This window comes from Nocardioides oceani (genome assembly GCF_030412965.1).
GTDB lineage: Bacteria > Actinomycetota > Actinomycetes > Propionibacteriales > Nocardioidaceae > Nocardioides > Nocardioides oceani.
The window spans coordinates 475739-502183 of sequence record NZ_JAUHJQ010000001.1 but is presented as its reverse complement, the minus strand read 5'-3'; the positions used below and the strand labels follow the sequence as shown (position 1 = coordinate 502183).

At 73.9% G+C, this 26445-nt stretch carries 27 protein-coding genes; 17 read left to right on the top strand and 10 right to left on the bottom strand.

All coding sequences use genetic code 11. The features are described 5' to 3' along the window. Positions 1–471: 471 nt before the first annotated feature. The 9 genes from QWY28_RS02485 to QWY28_RS02445 all read left to right on the top strand — a co-directional run bounded on the left by QWY28_RS02485 (position 472) and on the right by QWY28_RS02445 (position 10590). Complete coding sequence (locus tag QWY28_RS02485) at positions 472–1404, top strand: Rossmann-like and DUF2520 domain-containing protein (RefSeq protein WP_300950716.1); 933 nt, start codon at positions 472–474, stop codon at positions 1402–1404. Further along, positions 1401–2303, top strand: coding sequence for a pantoate--beta-alanine ligase (gene panC, locus QWY28_RS02480; protein WP_300950715.1), 903 nt, complete (start codon positions 1401–1403; stop codon positions 2301–2303). The genes QWY28_RS02485 and panC overlap by 4 nt, the downstream gene beginning before the upstream one ends. Further along, positions 2303–2722 (top strand): aspartate 1-decarboxylase, encoded by a 420-nt coding sequence (gene panD / locus QWY28_RS02475; protein ID WP_300950714.1) that lies wholly within the window; start codon positions 2303–2305, stop codon positions 2720–2722. Before panC ends, panD begins: the two co-directional genes overlap by 1 nt. Before the next feature lie 9 nt (positions 2723–2731). After that, the gene (locus QWY28_RS02470; RefSeq protein ID WP_300950713.1) at positions 2732–4423 is read left to right on the top strand and encodes an L-aspartate oxidase; all 1692 of its coding nucleotides are present in this window, start codon (positions 2732–2734) and stop codon (positions 4421–4423) included. After that, positions 4420–5337: a carboxylating nicotinate-nucleotide diphosphorylase gene (nadC, locus tag QWY28_RS02465; protein ID WP_300950712.1), complete on the top strand. Its 918-nt coding sequence runs from the start codon at positions 4420–4422 to the stop codon at positions 5335–5337. Before QWY28_RS02470 ends, nadC begins: the two co-directional genes overlap by 4 nt. A gap of 2 nt (positions 5338–5339) precedes the next feature. After that, on the top strand, positions 5340–6119 hold the full coding sequence (locus QWY28_RS02460) for a type III pantothenate kinase (RefSeq protein ID WP_300950711.1): 780 nt from the start codon (positions 5340–5342) through the stop codon (positions 6117–6119). A gap of 165 nt (positions 6120–6284) precedes the next feature. Further along, a complete protein-coding gene (locus QWY28_RS02455; protein ID WP_300950710.1) occupies positions 6285–6638 on the top strand; it encodes a histone-like nucleoid-structuring protein Lsr2 in 354 nt (117 codons plus the stop codon). Positions 6639–6826: 188 nt separating this feature from the next. Next, positions 6827–9424, top strand: coding sequence for an ATP-dependent Clp protease ATP-binding subunit (locus QWY28_RS02450; protein ID WP_300950709.1), 2598 nt, complete (start codon positions 6827–6829; stop codon positions 9422–9424). 98 nt (positions 9425–9522) lie between these two features. Then, complete coding sequence (locus QWY28_RS02445) at positions 9523–10590, top strand: glycosyltransferase family 2 protein (protein WP_300950708.1); 1068 nt, start codon at positions 9523–9525, stop codon at positions 10588–10590. Here QWY28_RS02445 and QWY28_RS02440 read toward each other — a convergent pair. Continuing rightward, positions 10556–11422, bottom strand: coding sequence for an HhH-GPD family protein (locus QWY28_RS02440; RefSeq protein ID WP_300950707.1), 867 nt, complete (start codon positions 11420–11422; stop codon positions 10556–10558). The two genes, QWY28_RS02445 and QWY28_RS02440, sit on opposite strands and share 35 nt — an antisense overlap. A gap of 89 nt (positions 11423–11511) precedes the next feature. On the opposite strand from QWY28_RS02440, the gene QWY28_RS02435 reads away from it, so the two are divergent. Further along, a complete protein-coding gene (locus tag QWY28_RS02435) occupies positions 11512–12279 on the top strand; it encodes a hypothetical protein (RefSeq protein WP_300950706.1) in 768 nt (255 codons plus the stop codon). A 24-nt stretch (positions 12280–12303) separates the two neighbouring features. Here the strand turns inward: QWY28_RS02435 and disA are convergent, their stop codons facing one another. Together disA and radA are read right to left on the bottom strand one after the other, a co-directional pair. Next, a complete protein-coding gene (gene disA / locus QWY28_RS02430) occupies positions 12304–13386 on the bottom strand; it encodes a DNA integrity scanning diadenylate cyclase DisA (protein ID WP_300951299.1) in 1083 nt (360 codons plus the stop codon). Positions 13387–13447: 61 nt separating this feature from the next. Then, complete coding sequence (gene radA, locus QWY28_RS02425) at positions 13448–14866, bottom strand: DNA repair protein RadA (RefSeq protein ID WP_300950705.1); 1419 nt, start codon at positions 14864–14866, stop codon at positions 13448–13450. 119 nt (positions 14867–14985) lie between these two features. Here radA and QWY28_RS02420 point away from each other — a divergent pair, with 119 nt between their 5' ends. Continuing rightward, positions 14986–16059, top strand: coding sequence for a LacI family DNA-binding transcriptional regulator (locus QWY28_RS02420; RefSeq protein ID WP_300950704.1), 1074 nt, complete (start codon positions 14986–14988; stop codon positions 16057–16059). 290 nt (positions 16060–16349) lie between these two features. Here the strand turns inward: QWY28_RS02420 and QWY28_RS02415 are convergent, their stop codons facing one another. The 3 genes from QWY28_RS02415 to QWY28_RS02405 all read right to left on the bottom strand — a co-directional run bounded on the left by QWY28_RS02415 (position 16350) and on the right by QWY28_RS02405 (position 18614). Further along, positions 16350–17051 carry a class I SAM-dependent methyltransferase gene (locus QWY28_RS02415; RefSeq protein WP_300950703.1) on the bottom strand — a complete coding sequence of 234 codons (702 nt, stop codon included), beginning with the start codon at positions 17049–17051 and terminating at the stop codon, positions 16350–16352. 2 nt (positions 17052–17053) lie between these two features. Continuing rightward, positions 17054–17692 (bottom strand): VOC family protein, encoded by a 639-nt coding sequence (locus tag QWY28_RS02410; RefSeq protein WP_300950702.1) that lies wholly within the window; start codon positions 17690–17692, stop codon positions 17054–17056. Between the two features lie 133 nt (positions 17693–17825). After that, complete coding sequence (locus tag QWY28_RS02405) at positions 17826–18614, bottom strand: DUF3109 family protein (protein WP_300950701.1); 789 nt, start codon at positions 18612–18614, stop codon at positions 17826–17828. A gap of 34 nt (positions 18615–18648) precedes the next feature. Here QWY28_RS02405 and QWY28_RS02400 point away from each other — a divergent pair, with 34 nt between their 5' ends. From QWY28_RS02400 to QWY28_RS02375, 6 genes are read left to right on the top strand one after another with little or no spacing between them, the layout of a single operon-like run. Then, positions 18649–19590 carry a Ppx/GppA family phosphatase gene (locus tag QWY28_RS02400; protein ID WP_300950700.1) on the top strand — a complete coding sequence of 314 codons (942 nt, stop codon included), beginning with the start codon at positions 18649–18651 and terminating at the stop codon, positions 19588–19590. Continuing rightward, positions 19587–20381, top strand: coding sequence for a sugar phosphate isomerase/epimerase family protein (locus QWY28_RS02395; RefSeq protein ID WP_439117218.1), 795 nt, complete (start codon positions 19587–19589; stop codon positions 20379–20381). The genes QWY28_RS02400 and QWY28_RS02395 overlap by 4 nt, the downstream gene beginning before the upstream one ends. Positions 20382–20412: 31 nt before the next feature. Continuing rightward, a complete protein-coding gene (locus QWY28_RS02390) occupies positions 20413–21360 on the top strand; it encodes a proline dehydrogenase family protein (RefSeq protein WP_439117217.1) in 948 nt (315 codons plus the stop codon). 10 nt (positions 21361–21370) lie between these two features. Next, positions 21371–22174 carry a pyrroline-5-carboxylate reductase gene (proC, locus tag QWY28_RS02385; RefSeq protein ID WP_300950698.1) on the top strand — a complete coding sequence of 268 codons (804 nt, stop codon included), beginning with the start codon at positions 21371–21373 and terminating at the stop codon, positions 22172–22174. Between the two features lie 14 nt (positions 22175–22188). Beyond that, positions 22189–22893 (top strand): mycothiol-dependent nitroreductase Rv2466c family protein, encoded by a 705-nt coding sequence (locus tag QWY28_RS02380; RefSeq protein WP_300950697.1) that lies wholly within the window; start codon positions 22189–22191, stop codon positions 22891–22893. Next, positions 22893–23807 carry a haloalkane dehalogenase gene (locus QWY28_RS02375; protein WP_300950696.1) on the top strand — a complete coding sequence of 305 codons (915 nt, stop codon included), beginning with the start codon at positions 22893–22895 and terminating at the stop codon, positions 23805–23807. The genes QWY28_RS02380 and QWY28_RS02375 overlap by 1 nt, the downstream gene beginning before the upstream one ends. Positions 23808–23828: 21 nt before the next feature. On the opposite strand, the gene QWY28_RS02370 is transcribed toward QWY28_RS02375, so the two are convergent. The 4 genes from QWY28_RS02370 to trpS all read right to left on the bottom strand — a co-directional run bounded on the left by QWY28_RS02370 (position 23829) and on the right by trpS (position 26397). Beyond that, positions 23829–24506 carry a TetR/AcrR family transcriptional regulator gene (locus QWY28_RS02370; protein ID WP_300950695.1) on the bottom strand — a complete coding sequence of 226 codons (678 nt, stop codon included), beginning with the start codon at positions 24504–24506 and terminating at the stop codon, positions 23829–23831. Beyond that, positions 24472–24918: a DCC1-like thiol-disulfide oxidoreductase family protein gene (locus QWY28_RS02365; RefSeq protein ID WP_300950694.1), complete on the bottom strand. Its 447-nt coding sequence runs from the start codon at positions 24916–24918 to the stop codon at positions 24472–24474. Before QWY28_RS02365 ends, QWY28_RS02370 begins: the two co-directional genes overlap by 35 nt. Before the next feature lie 6 nt (positions 24919–24924). Beyond that, a complete protein-coding gene (locus tag QWY28_RS02360) occupies positions 24925–25338 on the bottom strand; it encodes a hypothetical protein (RefSeq protein WP_300950693.1) in 414 nt (137 codons plus the stop codon). A 78-nt stretch (positions 25339–25416) separates the two neighbouring features. After that, positions 25417–26397 carry a tryptophan--tRNA ligase gene (gene trpS / locus QWY28_RS02355; RefSeq protein ID WP_300950692.1) on the bottom strand — a complete coding sequence of 327 codons (981 nt, stop codon included), beginning with the start codon at positions 26395–26397 and terminating at the stop codon, positions 25417–25419. Positions 26398–26445 lie beyond the last annotated feature (48 nt).

The window sequence follows — 26445 nt, the reverse complement described above, 5'->3', positions numbered from 1 at the left end:
CGTGAGCCGGCGCTCCCGCTGGTTGAGCAGCGAGCGCTGGCGAGCGTGTCGAAACCCCGTGAGCCGGCGCTCCCGCTGGTTGAGCAGCGAGCGCTGGCGAGCGTGTCGAAACCCAGTGAGCCGGCGCCCCCGCTGGTTGAGCAGCGAGCGCTAGCGAGCGTGTCGAAACCCAGTGAGCCGAGCTGCGGCCTCGGGAACGCCGGGTGGTGGGTCGGAGCCTGCGGCTCCCGCCGGACGGGCAGGCCCGGTCCGGCTTGGGCGGGCTGTCCCCGCGGGTGGCCCAGGTCACGCGGGGAGCCGTTCCGCGCCGGACTGGACCGGCGTACCGTTGTCGCGCTGGGCCTGCCAGGACATGGGTACAGCGAGTCACCACCAGGACACGAGCACACCGTCCGGTACCCACACCGGCCCACGGACCCGAGCACCGGGCGAGCGGGTGGTCGGAGGGACTGGAACGAAAGGTTCGGACACATGACGCACCAGCCCCTCGGGGTGGGCGTCGTCGGCGCGGGTCGCGTCGGCGCCGTCCTCGCCGCTGCCCTCCGTGCCGCCGGCCACCCCGTGGTCGCCGCCGCCGGCGAGTCCGACGCCTCCGTGGCGCGCATCGCCGCGCTGCTGCCGGGGGTGCCGAACGAGAAGCCGACCGCCGTCGCGCGCGCCGCCGACGTGCTGCTGCTGACCGTGCCGGACGACATGCTCGGCAACGTCGTCGCGATGCTGGCCGCGAGCGGGGCCATCCGCGAGGGCCAGTACGTCGTGCACACCTCCGGCCGGCACGGGCTGGCCGTGCTGGAGCCGGCCCGCGAGGTGGGCGCCCGCGTGGTGGCCATGCACCCGGCGATGACGTTCACCGGCACCGCGCTCGACCTCGAGCGGCTCGGCGGCTGCGTCTTCGGGCTGACCGCCGGCGCGGAGGAGCGGGCGACCGCGGAGGCGCTCGTCGCCGACCTGGGCGGCCGGCCGATGTGGGTGCCCGAGGAGATGCGCACGCTCTACCACGCCGGTCTCGCGCACGGCGCGAACCACCTGGTCACGCTGGTGACCGAGGCGATGGAGATGCTGGCCGCCGCCGGCGCCGACGACCCGGCGGGCACGCTGCGCCCGCTGCTGGGCGCCGCGCTGGACAACGCGCTGGCCCACGGCGACGCCGCGCTCACCGGACCGATCGTGCGCGGCGACGCCGGCACGGTGGAGGCCCACCTCGACGAGCTGCTGGCGGGGGCGCCGCAGACGGTGGCGTCGTACGTCGCCATGGCCCGCGCCACGCTCGACCGCGCCGTCACCGACGGCCGCCTGCTGCCGATCCGCGCGCTGAAGATCCACGACCTGCTGGCGCGGGCGTCGGTCGCGGCCGCCGCCGCGGCGCCGTCCACCACGGTGCGCCGGGCGACCCACCTGCGATGACCACGACGCCTGTCCTCGCGCCGACGCGCGAGGAGCTCTCGAACCTGCTCTCCGGGGCCCGCCGCGAGGGACGCCCGATCGGGCTGGTGCCGACGATGGGTGCCCTCCACGAGGGGCATGCCAGCCTGGTGCGCGAGGCGCGCGCCCGTGTCGGCGACGGCCCGGTCGTCGTCTCGGTCTTCGTCAACCCGATGCAGTTCGGCGCCGGCGAGGACCTCGACCGCTACCCCCGCACCCTCGACGCCGACCTCGAGGTGTGCGCCCGCGAGGGCGTGGACGTCGTCTTCGCGCCGAGCGTCGAGGAGGTCTACCCGGGCGGCGACCCGATGGTGACGGTCGAGCCGGGCCCGCTGGCCGACGTCCTCGAGGGCCGCAGCCGGCCCGGCCACTTCCGCGGCGTGCTGACCGTCGTCGCGAAGCTCCTCGGCCTGGTCCGCCCCGACGTCGCGGTCTTCGGGCAGAAGGACTACCAGCAGCTCGCGCTCGTCCGCCGGATGGTCGCCGACCTGTGCCTCGGCGTCGACGTCGTCGGCGCGGAGACGGTCCGGGAGGCCGGCGGGCTGGCGCTGTCCAGCCGCAACCGCTACCTCGACGAGGAGCAGCGTGTCGAGGCGCTCGCCCTCAGCCGCGCCCTGCTCGCCGCGCAGGAGGCGGCGGCGTACGGCCTGGGGCCGGCGCTCGACGCCGCCCGCGCGGAGCTGCGCGCCGCGAAGACCGTCGACCTCGACTACCTCGAGGTCACCACCCCCGATCTCGGGCCGTTGCCCGATCCCGTCCCGGCCGGCACCGAGGCGCGTGTCCTCGTGGCCGCCCGGGTCGGGACCACCCGCCTCATCGACAACATGCCGCTCGTCCTCGGGAACCCCGACGGCGCGCACGACCAGCAGGGAGAGCGCTGATGCTCCGCACGATGATGAAGAGCAAGATCCACCGGGCCACCGTGACCCAGGCGGACCTCCACTACGTCGGGTCCGTGACCGTCGACGAGGACCTGCTCGACGCCGCCGACCTGCTGGCCGGCGAGCTCGTGCACATCGTCGACATCACCAACGGCGCGCGGCTGGAGACCTACACGATCGCCGGCGAGCGGGGCTCGGGCGTGATCGGCATCAACGGTGCCGCGGCCCGCCTGGTGCACCCCGGCGATCTGGTCATCCTCATCGGCTACGGCCAGATGGAGACCGCCGAGGCCAGGGAGCACCAGCCGCACGTGGTCTTCGTGGACGCCGACAACAAGATCATGGCGACCGGCTTCGACCCGGCCGAGACCTTCGGCGGCGCCGGACTGGTCCGCGGCGACGCGACCGCGGCCCGCTAGCCTGCGCCAATGCCCGGTGCCCTGACCGTCCCGGCGGCGCGCCGCCTCCCGGGGCGCCTGACCGCCCCCGAGCCCGGGTGGTCGACCCGCGCCGACGTGGTCGTGATCGGGTCGGGGATCGCCGGGCTGACCGCCGCGCTGCGGCTGCGCGAGCACGTCGCGAAGGTCCTCGTCGTCACTAAGGACGTGCTGTCGGCCGGCTCGACGCAGTGGGCGCAGGGCGGGATCGCCGCCGCGCTGGGGGAGGGCGACACCCCCGAGCAGCACGAGGTCGACACCCTCGTCGCCGGCGCGGGCGCCTGCGACCTCGAGGCGGTGCGGGTGCTGGTGGGGGAGGGGCCGGAGGCCGTGCACGAGCTGATCGCGCTCGGCACCCGCTTCGACGTCGACGCCGCCGGGCTGCTCTCGCTCACCCGGGAGGGCGGTCACCACCGCGACCGCATCGCGCACGCCGGCGGCGACGCCACGGGCGCGGAGATCCAGCGGGCGCTGATCGCCGCCGTCGAGGCCGCCACCGACATCGAGGTGGTCCCGCACGCCCTGGCGGTCGACCTCCTCCTCGGCGCCGACCACGGGGTCGCCGGGGTCACCCTGCACGTCATGGGGGAGGGTGAGCGCGACGGCATCGGCGCGGTCCACTGCCGGGCGGTGGTGCTCGCCAGCGGAGGCCTCGGCCAGGTCTTCTCCCAGACGACCAACCCGGCGGTCTCCACCGGCGACGGCATGGCGCTCGCGCTGCGGGCCGGCGCGACCCTGCGCGACCTGGAGTTCGTCCAGTTCCACCCGACCGTGATGTACCTCGGGCCGGACTCGCGGGGGCAGCAGCCGCTCATCTCCGAGGCGGTCCGAGGCGAGGGCGCCTTCCTCGTCGACTGGGAGGGCCGGCGCCTGATGACCGGCGTCCACGAGCTCGGCGACCTCGCCCCGCGCGACGTCGTCGCGAAGGCGATCACCCGCCGGATGCACGAGACGGGGCGGCCGCACATGTGGCTCGACGCCCGTCACCTCGGCGCGGACTTCTGGGAGCGCCGCTTCCCGACGATCCTCGCCACCGCCCGTCGTCACGGCGTCGACCCGGTCGCCGAGCCGATCCCCGTCGCCCCGGCCTGCCACTACGCCTCCGGCGGCGTCCGCACCGACCTGTGGGGCCGCACCGACGTCCCGGGCCTGTACGCCACCGGTGAGGTCGCCTGCTCGGGGGTGCACGGCGCCAACCGGCTCGCATCGAACTCCCTGCTCGAGGGGCTGGTCTTCTCCCGGCGGATCGCGAGCGTGCTGCCGGCCGAGCTGCGGCCGTGGACCGAGCCGGTGCCGGACACCCGCCCGCCCGGGTTGGTGTCGGGTTCCGCGCGCCAGGACCTCCAGGAGGTCATGACCGAGCGGGTCGGCGTGCTGCGCAGCGCCGCGGGCCTGGCCGAGGCCGCCGCCGTCCTCGACAAGCTCGCCGACACCCCCGCCGGCGCTGTCGACCTCGACGCGTGGGAGACCACCAACCTGCTCACGATCGCCGTCGCGCTCACCGACGCCGCGGCGCTGCGCGAGGAGACCCGCGGCTCGCACTGGCGCGAGGACCACCCGGAGCGCGACGACGCCCGCTGGGCCGGGCACTGCGACACCCGGCTCGACCTGCGGTCGGCCGACGGCGCCGCCACGCTGACCTTCGACCCCGCCCCCGCGACCGATGGAGGCCTCCGCCGATGATCACCCCCACGCCGTACGACGCGCTCCCGGCGGGCCTGCTCGCCGAGCTCGAGGCCGGCGGGCTGGACCCGCGCGCCGTCCACGACCACGTGCTGCAGGCGCTGGCCGAGGACGTCCCGACCGAGGACGTCACCAGCGTCGCGACGATCGCCGCGGACGCCCGCGCGGTCGGCGACTTCGGAGCCCGCGAGGCCGGCACGGTCGCCGGCCTCGGCATCGCGGCCCTCGTCTTCCACCTCGTCCTCGGCGACGACGTGGAGGTCAGCGACCGCCTGCCCGACGGCACCCGGGTGCGGCCCGGCGACGTCGTCATGCGGGTCGCGGGCCCCGCGCGCGGTCTGCTGACCGCCGAGCGGACCGCGCTCAACTACGCCAGTCACCTCTCCGGCGTCGCGACCGCCACGGCCGCCTGGGTCGACGCGCTCGAGGGCACCGGCGCGCAGGTGCTCGACACCCGCAAGACGCTGCCGACCTACCGCGCGCTGCAGAAGTACGCCGTGCGGTGCGGCGGCGGCCGCAACCACCGTGGCAGCCTGTCGGACCGGGCGATGGTCAAGGACAACCACGTCGTGGCCGCCGGCGGGGTCGTGCCGGCCTACCGCGCGGTCCGCGCGGCGTACCCCGACCTGCGCGTCGAGGTCGAGGTGACCGACCTCGACCAGCTGCGCGAGCTCGTCGAGGCCGGGTGCGAGGAGGTCCTGCTCGACAACATGTCGACCGCGACGATGGCCGAGGCGGTGCGGCTGGTCGACCGGATGGGGGCCAGCGGACGGGTGGCCCTCGAGGCGTCAGGCGGGCTCACCTTCGACCGGGCCCGCGAGGTCGCCGCCACCGGCGTCGACTTCATCTCCGTCGGCGCCCTCACCCACTCCGTCGACGTCTTCGACCTCGGCCTCGACCTCCACGAGGAGTAGCCGTGCCGCTCCTCGCCGCCGACATCGGCAACAGCCACACCCAGCTGGGCCTCGTCCAGGACGGGGAGGTCAGCGCGCACTGGCGGGTCGGCACCGAGGAGCGCCGCACCGCCGACGAGTGGTCGGTGCTGCTGCGCGGCCTGCTCGGGCGCGACGCCGCGGCGGTGGACGGGGTCAGCGTCTGCTCGACCGTGCCCTCGGTCCTGCACCAGTGGCGCGACATGCTCGCGCGGCACTTCGCGCAGCTGCCGAGCCTGGTCGTCGAGCCGGGGGTCCGCACCGGGGTGCCGGTGCTCATGGACAACCCGCGCGAGGTGGGCTCGGACCGGATCATCAACGCCCTCGCCGCGGCCGAGCTGCACGGCGGGCCCGCGATCGTCGTGGACTTCGGCGGCACGGCCACCACCTTCGACGTGGTCAGCGCGCGCGGGCAGTACGTCGGCGGCGCGATCGCCCCCGGCATCGAGATCTCCCTGGAGGCGCTCGGGCGCCGCGGGGCGCAGCTGCGGATGGTCGAGCTGGCCCGGCCGCGGACCGTCATCGCCAAGAACACCGTCGAGGCGCTCCAGTCCGGCATGGTCTTCGGCGTCGCCGCGCAGGTGGAGGGGATCGTCGCCCGGATGACGGCGGAGCTCGGGGTCGACCCGGGCGAGGTGCGCGTGATCGCCACCGGGCACCTCGCGCCGCTGGTGATCGAGGAATGCTCGGCATTCACCGACCATTCACCCTGGTTGACGCTCCAGGGGCTCGAGCTGGTATTCCGGCGCAATAAGCGGGAATGATCCCGGGTGTTTTCCGGTCGGTCCCGCGAGCACTGGGTAAAGAATCGGCCGACACGGCAATCCCGGAATTGTTCGGTGGCAATTGTTCTGGCACGATGAAGCACGCCGGAAATCAAAAGTGCCGGCGCGCGTTCCACCTATTCCGGACAGCAAGGAAGCCCCTACATGGCGCAGAAGATCCACATCGTGCTCGAGGACGACCTCGACGGGAGCGAGGCGACCGAGACCGTTTCCTTCGGTCTCGACGGCACCTCCTACGAGATCGATCTGAACGACGAGAACGCCTCGGCGCTGCGCGAGGCGCTGGCGACGTACGTCGGCCACGCCCGCAAGGTCAGCGGCGCCCGCCGCAGCGGCGGCAACGGCCGCCGCTCCAGCAGCACCTCCTCGACCGCCAACGGCTCGGGCGGACCCACCGCCAAGGAGATCCGTGACTGGGCGCGCGAGAACGGGCACGACGTGCCCGACCGCGGCCGCGTCTCGGCCGAGGTCCGCGAGGCGTACGACGCCGCGCACTGACCCACCGGCACCACGCGGTACCAGACAGCAAGCACGTCCCACCCGGGGCATCCGCCGAGCGTGTTCGCTCACAGCGGATGCCCCGGGTGCGTTGTGCGGGAACGCGTAGGCTGTCCGCGGGGTTGAGCCTCATGTCCCGCCCGCCCCGGATGGTGGTGGGCGGTCCCCCAGAACTCGAGGAGCGTTGCATGTTCGAGCGGTTCACTGACCGAGCCCGCCGGGTGGTCGTGCTGGCCCAGGAAGAGGCCCGCATGCTGTCCCACAACTACATCGGGACCGAGCACATCCTGCTCGGCCTCATCCACGAGGGCGAGGGCGTGGCCGCCAAGGCCCTCGAGAGCCTCGACATCTCCCTCGAGGCGGTCCGCGCCCAGGTCGAGGAGATCATCGGCCAGGGCCAGCAGGCGCCCAGCGGCCACATCCCCTTCACGCCGCGTGCCAAGAAGGTGCTCGAGCTGTCCCTGCGCGAGGCGCTGCAGCTCGGCCACTCCTACATCGGCACCGAGCACATCCTGCTCGGCCTGATCCGCGAGGGCGAGGGCGTCGCCGCCCAGGTGCTGCAGAAGCTCGGCGCCGACCTCAACCGGGTCCGCCAGCAGGTCATCCAGCTGCTCAGCGGCTTCCAGGGCAAGGAGTCCTCGCAGTCCGCAGCGGCCGCGGCCGGCGCCAGCGGCGACGCGCCGTCGTCCTCGCTGGTCCTCGACCAGTTCGGTCGCAACCTGACCCAGGACGCCCGCGAGGGCAAGCTCGACCCGGTCATCGGGCGCGAGCAGGAGATCGAGCGCGTGATGCAGATCCTGTCGCGCCGCACGAAGAACAACCCCGTCCTCATCGGCGAGCCGGGCGTCGGCAAGACGACCATCGTCGAGGGCCTGGCCCAGGACATCGTCAAGGGCAACGTGCCCGAGACGCTCAAGGACAAGCAGATCTATACCCTCGACCTCGGCGCGCTCGTGGCGGGCTCCCGCTACCGCGGCGACTTCGAGGAGCGCCTGAAGAAGGTGCTCAAGGAGATCCGCACCCGCGGCGACATCGTGCTGTTCATCGATGAGATCCACACCCTCGTCGGCGCCGGCGCGGCCGAGGGCGCGATCGACGCCGCCAGCATCCTCAAGCCGATGCTGGCCCGCGGCGAGCTGCAGACCATCGGCGCGACCACCCTCGACGAGTACCGCAAGTACCTCGAGAAGGACGCCGCGCTGGAGCGTCGCTTCCAGCCCATCCAGGTCGCCGAGCCCTCGATCGCCCACACGATCGAGATGCTCAAGGGCCTGCGCGACCGGTACGAGGCGCACCACCGGGTCACCATCACCGACGAGGCGCTGGTCTCGGCGGCGACGCTGGCCGACCGGTACATCTCCGACCGGTTCCTCCCCGACAAGGCGATCGACCTCATCGACGAGGCCGGCTCGCGCCTGCGCATCCGCCGCATGACGGCTCCGGCCGACCTGCGCGAGTTCGACGACAAGATCGCCGAGGTGCGCCAGCGCAAGGAGGCCGCGATCGACGGGCAGGACTTCGAGGCCGCGGCCCGCCTGCGCGACGAGGAGAAGCAGCTGATCCTCACCAAGTCCGAGCGCGAGAAGCAGTGGCGCGCGGGCGACATGGACGAGGTCGCCGAGGTCGACGAGGAGCTGATCGCCGAGGTGCTCGCCGTGGCGACCGGCATCCCGATCGTCAAGCTCTCCGAGGAGGAGTCGACCCGGCTGCTCAAGATGGAGGACGAGCTCCACAAGCGCGTCATCGGCCAGGACGAGGCCGTCAAGGCGCTCAGCCGCGCCATCCGGCGTACCCGTGCCGGCCTGAAGGACCCCAAGCGCCCCGGCGGCTCGTTCATCTTCGCCGGCCCCTCGGGTGTCGGCAAGACGTGGCTGTCCAAGACGCTCGCGGAGTTCCTCTTCGGCGACGAGGACGCGCTCATCCAGCTCGACATGTCGGAGTTCGGCGAGAAGCACACCGTCTCCCGGCTCTTCGGCTCGCCTCCGGGCTACGTCGGTTACGAGGAGGGCGGCCAGCTCACCGAGAAGGTGCGCCGCAAGCCGTTCTCGGTGGTCCTGTTCGACGAGGTCGAGAAGGCCCACCCCGACATCTTCAACAGCCTGCTGCAGATCCTGGAGGAAGGTCGCCTGACCGATTCCCAGGGCCGGGTCGTGGACTTCAAGAACACCGTCATCATCATGACCACCAACCTCGGCACCCGGGACATCGCCAAGGGCATGAACCTCGGTTTCGCCGGTGCCGCCGGTGGTCCGGGCGACTACGACCGGATGAAGAACAAGGTCTCGGAGGAGCTCAAGCAGCACTTCCGCCCCGAGTTCCTCAACCGCGTCGACGAGGTGATCGTGTTCCCGCCGCTGTCGCAGGAGCAGATCATCTCGATGGTCGACAACATGGTCGCCTCGGTGGAGGTCCGCCTCCGCGACCGCGACATGAAGCTCGAGCTCACGCAGAACGCCAAGAACCTCCTGGCGCAGCGCGGCTTCGACCCGGTCCTCGGTGCCCGTCCGCTGCGCCGCACGGTGCAGCGCGAGATCGAGGACGTCCTGGCCGAGAAGATGCTCTTCGGCGAGGTCGGCCCCGGGATGATCGTCCTGGTCGACGTCGACGGCGACGGCCCGGCCGCGAACTTCACCTTCGAGGGCCAGAAGGTCGGCGAGCTGCCCGACATGCCGCCGTTCGAGACGGCCGGCGTGGAGACCAGCATCGAGACGACGCCGGTCGAGGGCGAGGGCCCGAACGACGACGCCTCGGGCACCGACGTCCCGCGCTCCGGCACGGACGACTGACCCAGGCTCCACCAGCAGCACCCGCCACGGGCGGCACCCATCCGGGTGCCGCCCGTGCGGCGTTCCGGGCCGGTCGGGGCTGCGCCTAGGGTGGCGACGTGCTCTTCACCGTCAGCACCGTCAAGGACACCCTGCCCAACATCGAGCGGTTCGTGACCGGCAACCTCGCCGGGGGGGTCGACCACATGGTGGTGTTCCTCGACGCGGGCGACCCCGAGGTCCGCACCTGGCTCGACGAGCACCCCCACGTCACCTGCGTGCGCACCGACTCCTCGTGGTGGAACGGCGAGCGGCCTGCCGAGCTCAACGTCCGGCAGCGGGTCAACGCCAACCTGGTCAAGGCCGCGCTGAGCCTCGTGGAGGTGGCCAGCTGGGTCTTCCACGTCGACGCCGACGAGATCGTCCAGGTGGACCGGGGAGTCCTCGCGGCCGTGCCCGCGGAGACCCGCGTCGTCCGGCTGGCGCCGCTGGAGGCGGTCAGCCGCAAGCACTGGGACGGCGACCCGACCCTGTTCAAGCGGCTGCTCGACAAGCCCGACCTCACCCTGCTGCAGACCCTCGGCGTGATCGACCGGCCCTCGAACGGCGCGTACTTCCACGGCCACGTCGACGGCAAGTCCGGCGTGCGGCCGGCGACCGACGTGTGGCTGACCCTCCACCACGGCGTGGACGCCGACAAGCAGGAGCTGCCGGCGTACGCCGACGCCGACCGGCTGCGGGTGCTCCACTACGAGTCGTACTCCGGGGAGGACTTCGTCCGGAAGTGGACCTCCATCCTCGCGGCCGGCCCGATGGCCAACTTCCGCCCCGCCCGCGAGCCCACGGCGGTCGCGCTGCGGGCGCTCATCGGCAAGGGGCTCAGCGAGGAGCAGGCCGCGCCGTACCTCATGCGCATCTTCGAGCGCACCACCGAGGACGACGTCGACACCCTGCGCGACCTCGGTCTGCTCGTCGAGGCCGACCCTCGGCAGGGCACGCACGTGCCGGCCACGTCGCCCGAGGCCATCGCGGACCTCCGGGCGCTGCTGGAGGCTCTGCGCGCGGAGCCCAAGCGGCCCTTCCACCCCGGCGAGCCGGCGGCGGCGGCCGAGGAGGTCCTGGCCCGGGCGGCCGGCGGGAGCCGGGACGCGGCTAGGGGAGCGCGTAGGTTCCTGCGTCGGTCCTGACCGCCAGGCCGTCCTCGACGAGGCCGGCCAGGCACCGCGCCCGCTGCGCCTCCTCGGCCCAGATGGCCTCGAGCCGGCTCGGGTGCACCGGGCCGTCGGCGTCGCGGAGGACCGCCAGCAGCCGGCCCCGGCACTGGCGGTCGGTGCCGGCCCAGGTCTGCACTCTGCGCGGCGGTCCGTCGTACGCCGGGTAGCCGGCCGACCGCCAGGCGCACAGCGAGGCCACGGGGCACTCGGTGCACCGTGGGCGGGCGGCGGTGCAGACGAGCGCGCCGAGCTCCATGACCCCGACGGCCCAGGTCGCGGCCGTCGCCTCGTCCTCGGGCAGGAGCTCCGCTGCGGCCTCCTTCTCGGCCTTGGTGACGTGCGCGGCCGGCAGCTCGACGCCGCCGACGGTCCGGGCGAGCACCCGCCGGACGTTGGTGTCGAGCACGACGTGGCGCTGGCCGAAGGCGAAGCTCGCGATCGCTGCGGCGGTGTAGTCGCCCACGCCGGGCAGGGCCAGCAGCGCCGCGTGGTCGGCCGGGACCTCGCCGCCGTGCCGCTCGACGATCGCGGTGGCCGCGGCGTGCAGGCGCAGCGCCCGGCGGGGGTAGCCCAGCCGTCCCCACATCCGCACCGCCTCGCCCGTGGGCTCCGCGGCGAGGTCGGCCGGGGTCGGCCAGCGCTCGAGCCACTGCTCGTGGACCGGCAGCACCCGGCTCACCGGGGTCTGCTGGAGCATGAGCTCGGAGACCATCACCGACCACGGCGAGGCCTCCGGCCGGCGCCACGGGAGGTCGCGGGCGTGGGCGTCGTACCACCGCAGGACCGGCTCGTGCAGGGCGCTCACCGCGACATCCTCCCCGACCACCTCCCGGAGGTCGCAGACGCCCGGTGTGGCACCCCGGATCGGCGGGTCCGGCTGGCTAGCCTGCGGCCATGACGACGCTGACCCGGGGACCGCTGCCGGCGGCGGTGTACTGGCGACGCCGCCTGGTCCTGCTCTCGGTCGCGCTGGTCCTCGTCCTCGGCATCGGCAAGGTGCTGGGCTCCGGCAGCGACGGCTCGGACCCCGACCGGGCCGCGCCCGCCGCCGCCGACGCCAGCCCCACCGCCACGGTGACCCTGACCCCGTCTGCCGACGCCCTCGGCGAGGAGCTCCCCGGCGCGACGGTCCCGCCGGCGACGACCACCACCGCCGGCGCCGCCGGGGCCGGCAAGGGCACGGGCAAGCCCGGTCAGCCCACGACGACCGAGCCGGTGCTGGCCGCACCCGTCGGGCGCTGCGAGGGGACCGACGTGGCCGTGACGCCCGAGGTGTCGAAGGCGGTCGCCGGCCGCGACGTGACGGTCGTGCTCAACGTCCGCACCATCACGACGCCGGCGTGCACCTGGCGGGTCAACCGCTCCAACGTCACGCTGTCGATCACCTCCGGCCGCGACGGCATCTGGTCGACCCGCGAGTGCGGGAAGGCGCTGCCGGGCGACGACATCGTCGTGCGCAACAACGTCACCACCGCCGTGCCGATCACCTGGAACGCCGCCCGGATGGACGACGACTGCGCCCGGATCACCGAGTGGGCGATGCCCGGCTACTACCACGCGACGGCCGCCGCCCTCGGGGGCGAGCCCAGCGACGTGCAGTTCGAGCTGACCGCGCCCGTGGCCGCCACGGTCACCAAGACCGCGGAGCCGAAGCGCCGCTGAGCCGCTGACCCGGACGGGCGACGGTCAGACGTACCGCTCGAGGATCGTCGACTCGGCGAGCCGGGAGAGGCCCTCGCGGACCGAGCGGGCGCGCAGCTCGCCGACGCCGTCGACGGCCTGGAGGTCGTCGATCCCGGCCGAGAGCAGCTTCTGCAGGGTGCCGAAGTGGTCGACCAGCCGGTCGACGACCGCGGCGGGCAGCCGGGGCACCTTGGCCAGCAGCCGGTAGCCGCGCGGGGCGACCGCGCCGTCGAGGTGCTCCGCGGTGCCCAGGCCCAGCACGCGGGCCGTCGAGGCGGGGTCGACGAGCTCGGTGGGGGAGAGCGCCTCGAGGCGGCCGATGACGTCCTCGGGGCTCTTGCTGCGCTTGCCGGCCGGCAGGTAGTCGCGGATCACGAGCTCGCGCTCGGCGTCCACGCCGGTCACCAGCTCCTCGAGCTGCAGGCTCAGGAGGCGGCCGTCGGTGCCGAGCTCGAGCACGTAGTCCTCGATCTCGCGCGCGATCCGGATGACCATCTCCAGGCGCTGCGCGACGACGGCGACGTCGCGGACGGTGACCAGGTCCTCGATCTCCAGCGCGGACAGGGTGGAGGCGACCTCGTCGAGGCGCAGCTTGTAGCGCTCGAGGGTCGCGAGCGCCTGGTTCGCGCGGGACAGGATCTGGCCGGAGTCCTCCAGCACGTGGCGGGTCTCGCCGACGTACGCCGCGATGATCTGCATCGACTGCGACACCGAGATCACCGGGAAGCCGGTCTGGCGGGCGACCCGGTCGGCCGTCCGGTGCCGGGTGCCGGTCTCCTCCGAGGGGATGGTGTGGTCGGGCATCAGGTGCACCGCCGCGCGCAGGATCCGCGTGAGGTCCTTGTCGACGATGATGCCGCCGTCCATCTTGGCCAGCTCGCGCAGGCCCGTGGCGGTGAACGGGACGTCGAGGACGAAGCCGCCGGTGGAGATGGACTCCACGACCTTGTCGTTGCCCAGCACGATCAGGGCCCCGGTGCGGCCGCGCAGGATCCGCTCGAGCCCGTCGCGCATGGCGGTGCCGGGCGCGATCGACGCGAGCGTGGCGCGCAGGCGGAGGACGTCGTCGGAGCGGTCGTTGGCCACCACGCGTGTCCTCCTCGGTTCCGGTCGAGCGGGGCGGGTGCAGCCTAAGCGACGCGGGCGCTCACTCGCCCATGGACGGCAGGCGACGCGCCTGCCGGGCCGTCAGGCCGAGGTAGTGCAGGGCGGAGAGCACCGAGGGCACCTCGACCACCCGCATGCCCTCGACGGTCCGCGGCTGCTCCGCACGCGGGTCGACCGGCGCACCGGCCGGACGCGGGACGAGGGCGGTGGTGAACCCCAGCCGCGCGGCCTCGCCGAGGCGGACGTCGAGGTCCCGCACCCGCCGCAGCTCGCCGGACAGGCCGATCTCGCCCATCGCCACCACGCCGGCCGGCGGGGGCGTGGACAGCGTCGCCGAGGCGAGGGCGACCGCGATGGCCAGGTCTGCGGATGGCTCGTGCAGCCGCGCCCCGCCGACGGTGGAGGCGAACACGTCGTGGGTGACCAGGCGGAGCCCGACGTGCTGCTGCAGCACGGCGAGGACCATCGCGAGCCGGGAGGAGTCCAGGCCGGAGGTCGTGCGCCGGGGACGCTCCTGGGCCGAGAGCGTGGCCAGCGCCTGCACCTCCGCGAGCAACGGGCGCCGCCCCTCCATCGTCACCGCCACGCAGGTGCCGGCCACGCCGGCGTGGTGGTGCTCGACGAACAGGCCGGTCGGGTCGGCGACGGCGGTGATGCCGTCCGGGCCGAGGTCGAAGCAGCCGACCTCGTCGACGGGGCCGAAGCGGTTCTTCATCGCCCGCACCATCCGGAAGCGCGAGTCGCGGTCGCCCTCGAAGTGCAGCACGACGTCGACGAGGTGCTCGAGCACCCGGGGGCCGGCGATCGAGCCCTCCTTGGTGACGTGGCCGACCAGCACGGTCGTGATGCCGCGGGTCTTCGCCATCCGGATCAGGGCGGCCGAGACCTCCTTGACCTGCGTGACGCCGCCCGGGACGCCGTCGACGTCGGAGGCGGCGATCGTCTGCACCGAGTCGACCACCAGCAGCGTCGGGCGGACCTGCTCCACGTGGGCCAGGACCGCGCCGAGGTCGGTCTCGGCGGCGAGGTAGAGCTGCTCGTGGACGCCGCCGGTGCGGTCGGCGCGCAGTCGCACCTGCGAGGCCGACTCCTCGCCGGTGACGTAGAGGGTGCGCTGCTGGTAGCGCGCGGTCTGGGCGGCGACCTCGAGCAGCAGGGTGCTCTTGCCGACGCCGGGCTCGCCGGCCAGCAGGATCGCCGCGCCCGGCACCAGGCCGCCGCCGAGCACCCGGTCGAGCTCCGGCACGCCGCTGGTCCGGTGCGTGGCGTCCTCGACCGCCACCTGCCCGATCGGCACGGCCGGGCTGGTCACGGCGGTCGCGGTCTGGCGGGACCTCGGGGCGAGGGCGGCCTCGGCGACCGAGCCCCAGGCCTGGCACTCGCCGCACCGGCCGACCCACTTGGCGGTCTCCCAGCCGCACTCGCTGCAGCGGTAGGTCGGGCGGGGTGGCTTCGGCATGCCCCGAACGCTAGGCGAGGGCGCCGACAACGGTGCGGACGCCGCCACCCGGACGGAGCAGAACCCGCGCAGCGTACGGTCGTTATATCGTTTGGAACGATCCAGTTGATCGAGCGACGTTGACGGACTCGGAGGCCGAGGTGGCGCGGATCCCCGGGCGACAGCCCACGGCCCCGCCGACCCTCGCCGACGTCGCGGAGCGGGCGGGCGTCTCGCGCCAGACCGTCTCGAACGCCGTCAACAACCCCGACCTGCTCCGGGCCGACACCCTGCTGCGGGTCCAGGAGGCGATCGAGGAGCTCGGCTACCTGCCCAACCGCGCCGCCCGCAACCTGCGCACGCGCGCCTCGCACCTCGTCGGGCTGCGGATCAACCCGGTGCAGGAGGGCACGGCGAGCGCGATCATGGACCGCTTCGTGCACTCCCTCGTCGAGACCTCCCGCGAGGCCGGCAAGCACGTCCTGCTCTTCGCCGGCGACCCGCTGGATCCGCTCGCCGGCTACGACGACCTGCTGCGCTCCACCGCCGTGGACGCGTTCGTCGTCACCGACACCTACCTCGGCAACCCGCAGGCGACCTGGCTGGGCGCGCGCCGGGCGCCGTTCGTGGCGTTCGGCCGCCCGTGGGACAACCCCGGGGCGACGCACCCGTGGGTCGACGTCGACGGCGCCGCCGGCTGCGACCTCGCGACCAGCCACCTGCTCGACCAGGGGCACGAGCGGGTCGCGTGGATCGGCTGGCGCAAGGACTCCTGGATCGGCGAGGACCGGCGGTCGGGCTGGACCCGCGCCATGCGCGCCCGCGGGCTGGCGACCACCGGGCTGGCCTCCCGCGTCGAGGACACCGTCGCGTCCGGCCGCGGCGCGAGCGCCGTGCTGCTCGACGAGGCGCGCCCCACCGGCTTCGTCTGCGCCTCCGACACGCTCGCGATGGGCGTGCTGCACACCCTGGCCGAGCGCGGGCTGGTCGCCGGCCGGGACGTCGCGGTGGTCGGGTTCGACGACTCGCAGGTCGCGCAGGTCGTGCCGCCGGGCCTCACCTCGGTGCGCCAGCCGCTGGAGGAGGTCGCCGTCGAGGTCGTCAAGGCGCTCGAGGGCCTGCTCGCCCACCCGCCGGCGGTCGGTCCCGGCGTGCTGCTCACGCCGAGCCTCGCCGTGCGCGGCTCGTCGTCGGCCGTCGGCTTCGGCGCCTGAGGGTCCGGCGGGCCGGTGTGAGCGGCGGCGTCGACGATCGTTCAATTGAACGATCGTGGACCGGTGCGGGGTGGTGGGGGCGCGGAAACAGCGCAATTGAACGATCGTGGACCGGTTCGGGCCGGCGGGGGCGCTGAAACAGCGCAATTGAACGATCGTCGGCCGGTTCGGGCCGGCGGGGGCGCTGAAACAGCGCAATTGAACGATGGTCGACCGGTTCGGGCCGGCGGGAGCGCTGAAACAGCGCAATTGAACGATCGTCGACCGTTCGGGGTGGGTGGAAGCGCTCGTCAGAACGTGCGCCACCACAGGTTGACGGCGTAGTCGACCGAGGTGCCGGAGTGCTCGGCCAGCACCTGCTCGGCCATGGAGGTCGGCAGCTCGATCCGGACGACCGCCTCGAGGTCGGCGCGCGAGGAGAACGACCAGCCCACGTCGAGCGGCACGCGGGTCCAGCCCCGCTGCGCCCAGAACCGCTCCACGACGGCCGGCTCGGGCAGGTGCGGGAAGCCACGGCGGAACCACCGCCCGAAGGTCGAGCGGGAGGCGTCGTTGTCGATGACGAACGCGGTGCCGCCCCGGCGTACGACGCGGGCGACCTCGGCCAGGCCCGGCTCGCAGCCGGGGCCGAAGAAGTAGGCCCACCGCGCGTGGAGCACGTCGACCGAGTCGTCCGGCAGCGGCACGGACTGGGCGGTGCCCTGGGTGACCGTCACCCCCGCCAGCCGGCGAGTACGTCGCCGGGCCAGCGCGACGAGGTCGGGGTGCGGCTCCACGCCGACGACCCGGGCGGCCGTGGCGGCGAACCGCGGCAGGTGGAAGCCCGTCCCGCAGCCGAGGTCGAGGACGGTGCGCCCGTCCCAGGGTGCGACCGCGGCCATCGCGGCCTCGATCCGGCCGTCGGGGTCGACGGCGCGGTTCTCGATCTCGTAGGTCGCGGTGTGGTGCCAGATGTTCGGGCTCGGCACCGCGCCCGCCGGGACGGCCGGCATCCTCAGAGGCGGACGAGCCCGTTCGGGGTGGCGACCTGCGCGGCGATGATGCCGGGCGTGCCGTGCGGGGCGACCCAGTCGACCTTGACGTCCTCGAGCGGGGCGTCGACGGTCTCGCCGAGCCACTCGCTGACCCGCTGCGGGTCGCCGGCGATCTCCAGGCAGGCCAGCGACCAGTCGGCGGACGCGCCGGCCGACGGGTGGAGCTCCGCGGGGCTCTCCCACTCGACGAAGAACGGCAGCTGCGGGTCGGCGATGAGCCCGTTGACGCCGATCTGCTTCCAGCGCAGCTCGGTGCCGTCGGGGCGGTGCCGGTTGCCCTGGGCGGCCTGCCGGCCGAGCCGGGCCTCCACGGGGGCGATGTCGGGGACGGCCACGACCCAGCCGAGCCAGCCGCCGCCGAGGGCGGAGCGGGCGCGGACGGCCTGGCCGAAGGGGGCCTTGTCCGAGGCGGGGTGGTCGAGCACCTCGACGATCTCGAGGTAGGTGCCCCCGTCGAGGGCGAGGGTCATGTTCCGGGTGCCGAAGCGCGGGTGCACGCCTCCGTCACTGAACTCCCGGCCGAGCAGTCCCCCGATGCGCTGGGCGGTGCTGGCCAGGCCATCGGGTCCTGCGGCGTACGACAGATGGTCCAGGCGCATGTCGGGATTGTGCGGGAGAGTCGCAGATCACCCCGACACTGGGGTCGCGGTCTCTTGACGTCGAGAGGTCTCGTGTGTCCGCGACCACTCGGTCCGGCCCCCGGGAAGGGCCTGCGCCAGGGTCAGGAAGCGCTCAGGACGGGCTGGCGGGGTGGATCGCGAGCGCCGAGCGGGAGCGCACGTGCGCGTCGCAGTGCCGCGCCAGCTGGTCGTACGCCGCCTGGCCGACGAGCGCGACCAGCTCGGCCGCGGAGGTGAGGTAGAGCGGCTCGACGGCGACGTGGGCCTCGGTGTTGCCGGTGCAGTACCAGTCCAGGTCGTGGCCGCCCGGGCCCCACCCGCGCCGGTCGTACTCGCCGATCGAGACCTCGGTGTAGGACGTCCCGTCGGGGCGCTCGACCTCGCGGAACGTGCGGCGGATCGGCAGCTGCCAGCAGACGTCCGGCTTGGTCTCGAGCGGGTTGCGGCCCAGCACGTAGGCCAGCGCGTGCAGCGCGCAGCCCGCGCCGCCGCTGCCGGGGCCGCCGGAGGCCGGGGCGAAGTCGGGGCGGTTGTGGAAGACGCAGGCCTGCTGGTCGTCGACGACGACGGTGCGCGTCTTGCGCTCGCCCTCGTCGTCGACCTCGACCCAGTCCGAGCGCTCCACGGCGCGGCCGGCCGGCTTGAGCTGCCAGAGGTCCTCGTCGAGCAGCTCGACGAACTCCGCGACCCGCTCCTCGTCGGCCTCGTCGGCGAAGTGGGCGCCCAGCGTGCAGCAGCCGACGTCCGGGGCGTCGGCGTAGATGCCGGCGCACCCGCGGCCGAAGATGCAGGTGTAGGCCGAGGTCAGCCAGGTCAGGTCGGCGCGCACGACCTCCGAGGGGTCGTCGGGGTTGGCGAACTCCACCCAGGCGCGGGGAAAGACGAGGTCCACTTCCGGCACGGGCGCCAGGGTACGGGCGAGTAGGTTGGCGCCCATGCGCCTGGGCGTCCTGGACATCGGGTCCAACACCGGTCACCTGCTGGTCGTCGACGCCCACGGGGGCGCGCCGCCGCTGCCGGCGAGCTCCTTCAAGCGGCCGCTGCGCCTGGCCGAGCACCTCGACGCCGCCGGCGCGGTGGGTGCGGACGGCATCGAGGCGCTGACGGCGTTCACCGCCGAGGCGCTGGTCGTCGCCGAGGAGAAGGGCTGCGAGGGGATGCTGGCGTTCGCCACCTCGGCGGTCCGCGACGCCACGAACTCCGACGCCGTCCTGCGCCACGTCCGCGAGCGCACCGGCGTCGACATCGGGGTGCTCTCCGGCGAGGACGAGGCGCGGCTGACCTTCCTCGCGGTGCGCCGGTGGTTCGGCTGGTCGGCCGGGCGGCTGGCGGTCTTCGACATCGGGGGCGGCTCGCTGGAGATCGCGGCCGGCTCCGAGGAGGCGCCCGACGTCGCCTGGTCCCTCCCGCTCGGCGCGGCCCGGCTGGCCCGGACCCACCTGACCGGCGGCGCCGTGGACGAGGACACCGTGCGGGCCCTGCGCCGGCAGGTGCGCGCCGAGATCGCCCGGGACGCCGGCCAGCTGCTGCGCGCGGGGCGGCCCGACCGTGCGGCGGCCACCTCCAAGACGTTCCGGTCGCTGGCGCGGATCTGCGGCGCGGCGCCCTCGGCGGACGGGCTGCTCGTCGCGCGCTCGCTGCCGCTGGACGCCCTGCGCGAGTGGCTGCCGAAGCTGGCCGCGATGGAGCCCGCCGAGCTCGCCGGGCTGCCGGGCGTCTCGGCGAGCCGTGCCCACCAGATCGTGCCGGGAGCGCTGGTGGCGGAGGCCTGCATGGACATCTTCGACCTCGCCGCGCTGGAGATCTGCCCGTGGGCGCTGCGCGAGGGCGTCATCCTCGAGCGGCTCGACGCCCTGAGCGTGCTGGACGCGCAGTGACGGTGCCCCGGATCGGTCTCTCGACGTCCTCGGTCTACCCCGAGACGGCCGCGCACGCCTTCGGGTGGGCGTCCCAGCTGGGCTACGACGCCGTCGAGGTGATGGTGGCGCTGGACCGGGTCAGCCAGCAGCCGGAGATGGTCAAGCGGCTCTCCGAGCACCACGGCATGCCGGTCTCGGCGATCCACGCGCCGACCCTGCTGTTCACCCAGCGCGTGTGGGGGACCGAGCCGTGGGCGAAGCTGCAGCGCTCGGCCGAGATGGCCCACGAGGTCGGCGCGGAGGTCGTGGTGGTCCACCCGCCGTTCCGCTGGCAGAAGGAGTACGCCGCCGGCTTCGTCGACGGCATCGCTGCGCTGGAGGAGTCGACGGGCATCGCGTTCGCGGTGGAGAACATGTATCCCTGGCGGGCCAGCCAGAAGCGCGGCGTGGAGATGTACCTCCCGGGCTGGGACCCCTCGTCCGAGCCCTACGCCAACACCGTCATCGACCTCTCCCACGCCGCCATCGCCCAGACCGACCCCGTGGCGATGGCCGAGCGCCTCGGCCCCCGGCTGCGGCACGTCCACCTGACCGACGGCACCGGCTCGGCCAAGGACGAGCACCTGGTCCCGGGCCGCGGCGCCATGGACGCCGCCGGGTTCCTCCGCCACCTGGCCCGCAGGGGGTTCTCCGGCGAGGTGGTGCTGGAGATCAACACCCGCCGCTGCAGCACCCGCGAGGAGCGCGAGGCCGACCTGCGCGAGTCGCTGGAGTTCGCCCGCGAGCACCTCGCGGTGGCGGCGGGCTGAGCGTCCCGCCCGCCGACGTACCCTCCACAGCATGTCCGTGCTCCGTCAGCCGCTCCTCCTGCTCTCCCGCAGCGACGCGGTCCGCAGGCTCGTCAGCACCATGCCCGTCTCCAGCGGCATCGTCCGCAGCTACGTGCCCGGGGAGACGACGGACGCGGCGGTCGCGACGTCCGCCGAGCTGGTCGACGGCGGTCTCAAGGTGACCCTCGACTTCCTCGGCGAGGACACCACCGACCTCGCGCAGGCCGACGCCACCGTCGAGGCGTACGTCGAGCTGCTGGCCCAGCTCTCGGCCCGCGGGCTCGCGCGGCACGCCGAGGTCTCGGTGAAGCTGTCGGCCATCGGCCAGGCGCTGGAGCGCTCCGAGCGCGGCACCGGCCACCAGGTCGCGCTCGAGAACGCGCGCCGGATCTGCCGCGCCGCCCGGAACGCCGGCACCACGGTCACCCTGGACATGGAGGACCACACCACCACCGACTCGACGCTGGCGGTCCTGCGCGACCTGCGCAAGGACTTCCCCGAGACCGGCGCGGTGCTGCAGGCCTACCTCCACCGCACCGAGGCCGACTGCCGCGAGCTGGCCCACGAGGGCTCGCGCGTGCGCCTGTGCAAGGGCGCCTACGACGAGCCGGAGGAGGTCGCCTACCAGTCCCGGCTCGACGTCGACACCGCCTACGTCCGCTGCCTGAAGATCCTGCTGGCCGGCCAGGGCTACCCGATGATCGCCACCCACGACCCGCGGATGGTCGAGATCGCCTCGTCGCTGGCCAGCAGGTACGGCCGCGAGCGGGGGACCTACGAGTTCCAGATGCTCTACGGCATCCGGCCCGAGGAGCAGCGGCGGCTGGCCGGGGCGGGGGAGACGGTGCGGGTCTACCTGCCCTACGGCGGCGAGTGGTACGGCTACCTCATGCGGCGCCTCGCCGAGCGTCCGCAGAACCTGACATTCTTCCTCCGGTCACTGATCTCCAAGAGCTAGGAGCGAACCCGTGTCGCAGACCGCGATCATCGGCGCCGGTGTCATGGGCGAGACCCTGCTCTCCGGGCTGGTCCGGGCCGGGCGACGCGTGGACGACCTCATGGTCGGGGAGAAGCGCAGCGAGCGCGCCCGCGAGCTGGAGGAGCGGTACGGCGTCGCCGTGGTGCCCAACGTCGAGGCGGCCGCCGCGGCCGACACCGTCATGCTGGTCGTCAAGCCGCAGGACATGGCCGACGTGCTGGCCGAGGTGGCGCCGGTGCTCCGGCCGGGCCAGCTGCTCGTCTCGCTCGCCGCGGGCATCACCACCGGGTTCATCGAGCAGCGCGTGCCCGAGGGCGTCGCGGTCGTGCGGGTCATGCCCAACACCCCGGCGCTGGTTGACGAGGGGATGGCCGCGGTCTCCCCGGGGTCGCACTGCTCCGAGGCCGACCTCGCCGAGGCCGAGTCGCTGATGGGCTCGGTCGGGCGGGTCGTGCGGATCCCTGAGCGGCAGCAGGACGCGGTGACGGCGATCAGCGGGTCGGGGCCGGCGTACATCTTCTTCGTCGTGGAGTCGATGATCGAGGCCGGCGTGCACCTCGGCCTGCCGCGGGCCACCGCCTCGGACCTGGTCATCCAGACCCTCGTCGGCTCGGCCAAGATGCTGCGCGAGACCGGCACCCACCCCACCGTGCTGCGCGAGCAGGTCACCTCGCCGGCGGGCACGACCGCCTCGGCGCTGCGGGAGCTGGAGATCCACCGGGTCCGCGCCGCGTTCCTCGCCGCGATGGAGGCCGCCCGCGACCGCTCGCGGGCGCTCGCCGAGGGCTCCTGACACACTCGGGTGCCATGACCGCCGACGTCCGGTTCTGGTTCGACCCCGTCTGCCCGTTCGCGTGGTTGACCAGCGAGTGGGTCCGCGAGGTCCAGCGGCAGCGCGGGCTCGCCGTCGAGTGGCGCTTCATCTCGTTGCGCCTGCTCAACAAGGACGTCGACTACGACGCGCAGTTCCCGCCGGACTACGAGGCCGGCCACACCGCCGGCCTGCGCCTGCTGCGGGTGTGCGCGCAGGTGCGCGAGGACCACGGCCCGGAGGCGGTGGCCCGGCTCTACGAGCTGCTCGGCCGCCGCATCCACGACGCCGAGCCGACCGGGCGCGAGACGCGGGGCACCGCGGCGTACCTCGCGCCGGTGCTGGCGGAGGCCGGGCTGCCGGCCGGCCTGGTCGCGGTGCTCGACGACGCCGCGCGCGACGCGCAGCTGCAGGCCGAGACCGACGAGGCACTGGCGATCACCGGCAAGGACGTCGGGACGCCGATCATCGCGGTGGCCGACGGGCCGGGGTTCTTCGGGCCGGTCATCAGCCGGCTGCCCGCACCGGAGGACGCGGCCCGGCTGTGGGACCACGTCGTGGGGCTGGCGTCCTTCCCCGGCTTCGCCGAGCTCAAGCGCAGCCTGCGCGAGCGCCCGCAGCTGCGCTCGTTCGGCGTGGAGCCGGACGGCGCGGGCGTCGAGGACGACTGGCACGCCGGGAGCAGGAGGCAGCACCGCTGATGGAGACGCACCGCACCCCCGAGGACCGCTTCGCCGACCTGCCCGACTTTCCCTGGGAGCCGGCGTACGCCGAGGTGCCCGACCCCGACGGCCCCGACGGCGCCACGCTGCGGATGGCGTACGTCGACGCCGGCCCGCCCGACGGGCCCGTCGTGCTCCTGCTGCACGGCGAGCCGACCTGGTCGTTCCTCTACCGCCACGTCGTCGCGGAGCTCGTCGACGCCGGCCTCCGGGCGGTCGTGCCGGACCTGGTCGGGTTCGGGCGCAGCGACAAGCCGACCCGGCCCGAGGACCACTCCTTCGCCCGGCACGTCGCCTGGGTCCGCTCGCTCGCGCTGGACCACCTCGGCCTCACCGACGTGACGCTGGTCGGCCAGGACTGGGGCGGGCTGATCGGCCTGCGGCTCGTCGCCGAGCACCCCGACCGGTTCGCCCGCGTGGTGGCGGCCAACACCGGCCTGCCGACCGGCGACGTCGACATGCCGGAGGTGTGGTGGGCGTTCCGCCGCGCGGTGGAGGGCGCCGGGGTGCTCGACGTCGGCCGGCTCGTGGCGTCGGGCTGCGTGCGCGGGCTCGACGACGCGGTGCGCGCGGCCTACGACGCGCCGTTCCCGGACGAGGCGTCGAAGGTGGGCCCGCGGGTGATGCCGCTGCTGGTGCCGACCCGGCCCGACGACCCCGCGACCGAGGCCAACCGCGCGGCGTGGCAGGCGCTGACCCGCTGGGACAAGCCGTTCCTGACCGCCTTCTCCGACTCCGACCCGATCACCGGCGCGATGGGCCCGATCCTGCGGCGCACCGTCCCGGGCGCTGCCGGGCGCGACCACCCGGTGCTCGAGCGCGCGGGGCACTTCCTGCAGGAGGACGCCGGCCGCGAGCTCGGCCGGGTCGTCGCCGACTTCGTCCGGGGCTGACCCGCAGACGGCTCGGGCGGCTCAGGTCTCGCGCAGCGCGCCGACCAGCCCCACCACGTCGTCGACCACGCCGCGGACCACCGGCAGGCGCGAGAGCCGCGCGAGCCGGTCGACCACCGGGACCGCGCGCTCCACGAGCAGCCGGCTGCGCTGCTGGTCCGGGCTGGCGTCGTACACCCAGAAGAGGACCAGGCCCATCTGCAGCAGCCACAGCAGGCCGGGCAGCTCGCGCCGCAGTCCCGCGGCGACCTTGAGGTCGGAGCCGGCGACGACCTGCTCGAAGATCGCGGTGCTCGCCTCGCGTGCGGGGGCGGACTCGGCGCTGAACGGCGACAGCGGGCTCGACGGGTCGGCGGCGTTGCGGAAGAACTGCCCGGCGAAGGCGTGGTGCGGCCGAGCGACCTCCAGCCAGGCCAGCAGGACCGCGCGGAGCCGGTCGGCGAAGGCCCGCTCGTCGGCCAGCGCCGCCTCGGCGGCCGCCGCGTGGTCGGCCTGGATGGCGTCGTAGAACGCCTGGATCAGGTGCTCCTTGGAGCCGAAGTAGTAGTAGGCGTTGCCCACCGAGACCCCGGCCTCCCGGGCGATCGCCCGCATGGTCGTGCGGTCGTAGCCCTCGGAGCGGAACAGCCGCATCGCGGCCTCGGCGATCGCCGTGCGGGTCTGCTCAGCCTTCGGTGATCGGGGAGCAGGATCCGGCACAGCGCCCAGGGTAGTCACCGCCGGCCACCTCCTCGGGCGGCACGGACCGGGCGGTCGACCCGAGCAGGTGCCGCAGGCCGGCGGCGCTGTACGCCGCGCCGCGGGCGAGCGGCAGCCACTGCGGCCGGGCGAGGCGCTCGGCCGTCGCCCGGTGCCGGGCGGTCGCCCACAGGCACATCACCCAGGCGTGCTCCCCGGTCCACAGCGCCCCGTCGTCGCCGACTACCGTCACCTCGAGCAGGGTCCGCTCGTGGTCGAGCGTCGGGAAGCGCCACCGCGCCTCCGCGGACCCGGCCGCCACGAGGTCCATCCGGACGAGCACCGGCTGCGCCGCCAGCCAGTCGCGGAACCGCGAGCACAGCGAGCAGCCGGCGTCGTAGAGCACGGTGATGCCGGTCGTCGGTGCCGCCACGGCCGCTCACCCGCCCGCGGGGTACGGCGCGGCGACGTAGGACTGCGGCTCCAGCGGCGGGCGGCGCAGCTCCTCCATGCGGTGCCGGCGGCGGATGGCGTTGAAGACGTAGACGTTGACGAAGTGCACGACGCCCAGCACGACGGTCACCACGCCGATCTTGACGCTGAGCTGCTCGACCAGGCCGCGCAGGTCCACCACGTCGGTGCCGACGCGGAGGTAGAGGCTCACGAAGCCGAGGTTGAGCAGGTAGAAGCCGACGACGAGCAGCCGGTTGACGGCGCCGGCGAGCCCGTCGTTCCCGGCGTAGACGTCCTCGAGGAACAGCCGCCCGTTGCGCGACAACGTGGTGGCCACCCAGATCGTGAGCGGGACGGCGATGACGAGGTAGGCGGCGTAGGTGCCGACGGTCCAGTCCATGACGGTCTCCTTCATTGAACGTGTTCAAAACGGATGCCACGACCATAGATCGACTTTTGAACATGTTCAAGTGCCGGCTCACAACCCCATCGACGACTCGACGGCGGCGAGCACCGGCGCGGTGACCGCCCGGCAGCGCGCCTCGCCCGCGGCGTACACCGCCTCGACATGTGCGGGGTCCTCGGCCAGCTCGGCGTACCTCGCCTGCACGGGCGCCAGCGTCGCGACGACGGCGTCGGTCACGGCCGCCTTGAGGGCGCCGTACGTGCTGATCCCGTCGGCGGACCCACCGCAGGCGCTGAGGACCTCGAGCAGGTTGGTGACGCCCGGCTTGGTCGCGCGGTCGGAGCGGACCGCGTCCGGGCCGGTGTCGCTGTCGGTGACCGCCCGGGCGACCTTGCGGCGCACGACGTCCGGCCCGTCGAGCAGGTGGATCACGCCGGCGGTCCCGGAACGGGCGTCGGACCCGGACTTGCCCATCTTGGCGGTGGGGTCGAGCAGGTCCATCACCCGCGCGGCGGCCGGCGGGGTGGTCATCTCCGGCACGACCAGGACCGGCCCGTACGTCGTGTTGAACCGCACCGCGAGGTCGCGGGCGAGCTCGACGTGCTGGCGCTGGTCGTCACCGACCGGGATCCGCTCGGGCCGGTGGAGCAGGATGTCGGCGGCCATCAGCACCGGGTAGGTGTAGAGCGACGCGCGGCTCCCCGGGCGGCCCTTCTCCTTGAACTGGATCATCCGCGACAGCTCGCCGGTCGTCGCCACGCACTCCAGCAGGTAGGCGAGCTGCCGGTGCGCGGGCACCCGCGACTGCACGAACAGCGTGGACCGGTCGAGGCCGGCGGCGAGCAGCAGCGTCGCGACCTCGCGGGTGCGCGTCCGCAGCTCGGTCGGGTCGTGCGGGACGGTCAGTGCGTGCAGGTCGGCCACGCCGTAGAAGCAGTCGGCCGGCTCGGCGGCCGCGTCCTGGGCGTCGGCCATGGGACGCAGCGCCCCCAGCAGGTTGCCGAGGGTCGGCGACCCGGTGGGCTTGACGAGGGACAGGGTGGTGGCGGGCACGGGGGCTCCTTCGGGGTGGGCCCCCGGGGCGACCGGATGGTGCTCGCC

Excerpts from the sequence above, each read along its gene's own strand:
- QWY28_RS02485 (WP_300950716.1), top strand. The coding sequence starts at position 472 with ATGACGCACCAGCCCCTCGGGGTGGGCGTCGTCGGCGCGGGTCGCGTC.
- panC (WP_300950715.1), top strand. The coding sequence starts at position 1,401 with ATGACCACGACGCCTGTCCTCGCGCCGACGCGCGAGGAGCTCTCGAAC.
- panD (WP_300950714.1), top strand. The coding sequence starts at position 2,303 with ATGCTCCGCACGATGATGAAGAGCAAGATCCACCGGGCCACCGTGACC.
- QWY28_RS02470 (WP_300950713.1), top strand. The coding sequence starts at position 2,732 with ATGCCCGGTGCCCTGACCGTCCCGGCGGCGCGCCGCCTCCCGGGGCGC.
- nadC (WP_300950712.1), top strand. The coding sequence starts at position 4,420 with ATGATCACCCCCACGCCGTACGACGCGCTCCCGGCGGGCCTGCTCGCC.
- QWY28_RS02455 (WP_300950710.1), top strand. The coding sequence starts at position 6,285 with ATGGCGCAGAAGATCCACATCGTGCTCGAGGACGACCTCGACGGGAGC.
- QWY28_RS02450 (WP_300950709.1), top strand. The coding sequence starts at position 6,827 with ATGTTCGAGCGGTTCACTGACCGAGCCCGCCGGGTGGTCGTGCTGGCC.
- QWY28_RS02435 (WP_300950706.1), top strand. The coding sequence starts at position 11,512 with ATGACGACGCTGACCCGGGGACCGCTGCCGGCGGCGGTGTACTGGCGA.
- radA (WP_300950705.1), bottom strand. The coding sequence starts at position 14,866 with ATGCCGAAGCCACCCCGCCCGACCTACCGCTGCAGCGAGTGCGGCTGG.
- QWY28_RS02415 (WP_300950703.1), bottom strand. The coding sequence starts at position 17,051 with ATGCCGGCCGTCCCGGCGGGCGCGGTGCCGAGCCCGAACATCTGGCAC.
- QWY28_RS02410 (WP_300950702.1), bottom strand. The coding sequence starts at position 17,692 with ATGCGCCTGGACCATCTGTCGTACGCCGCAGGACCCGATGGCCTGGCC.
- QWY28_RS02400 (WP_300950700.1), top strand. The coding sequence starts at position 18,649 with ATGCGCCTGGGCGTCCTGGACATCGGGTCCAACACCGGTCACCTGCTG.
- QWY28_RS02390 (WP_439117217.1), top strand. The coding sequence starts at position 20,413 with ATGTCCGTGCTCCGTCAGCCGCTCCTCCTGCTCTCCCGCAGCGACGCG.
- QWY28_RS02380 (WP_300950697.1), top strand. The coding sequence starts at position 22,189 with ATGACCGCCGACGTCCGGTTCTGGTTCGACCCCGTCTGCCCGTTCGCG.
- QWY28_RS02375 (WP_300950696.1), top strand. The coding sequence starts at position 22,893 with ATGGAGACGCACCGCACCCCCGAGGACCGCTTCGCCGACCTGCCCGAC.
- QWY28_RS02360 (WP_300950693.1), bottom strand. The coding sequence starts at position 25,338 with ATGGACTGGACCGTCGGCACCTACGCCGCCTACCTCGTCATCGCCGTC.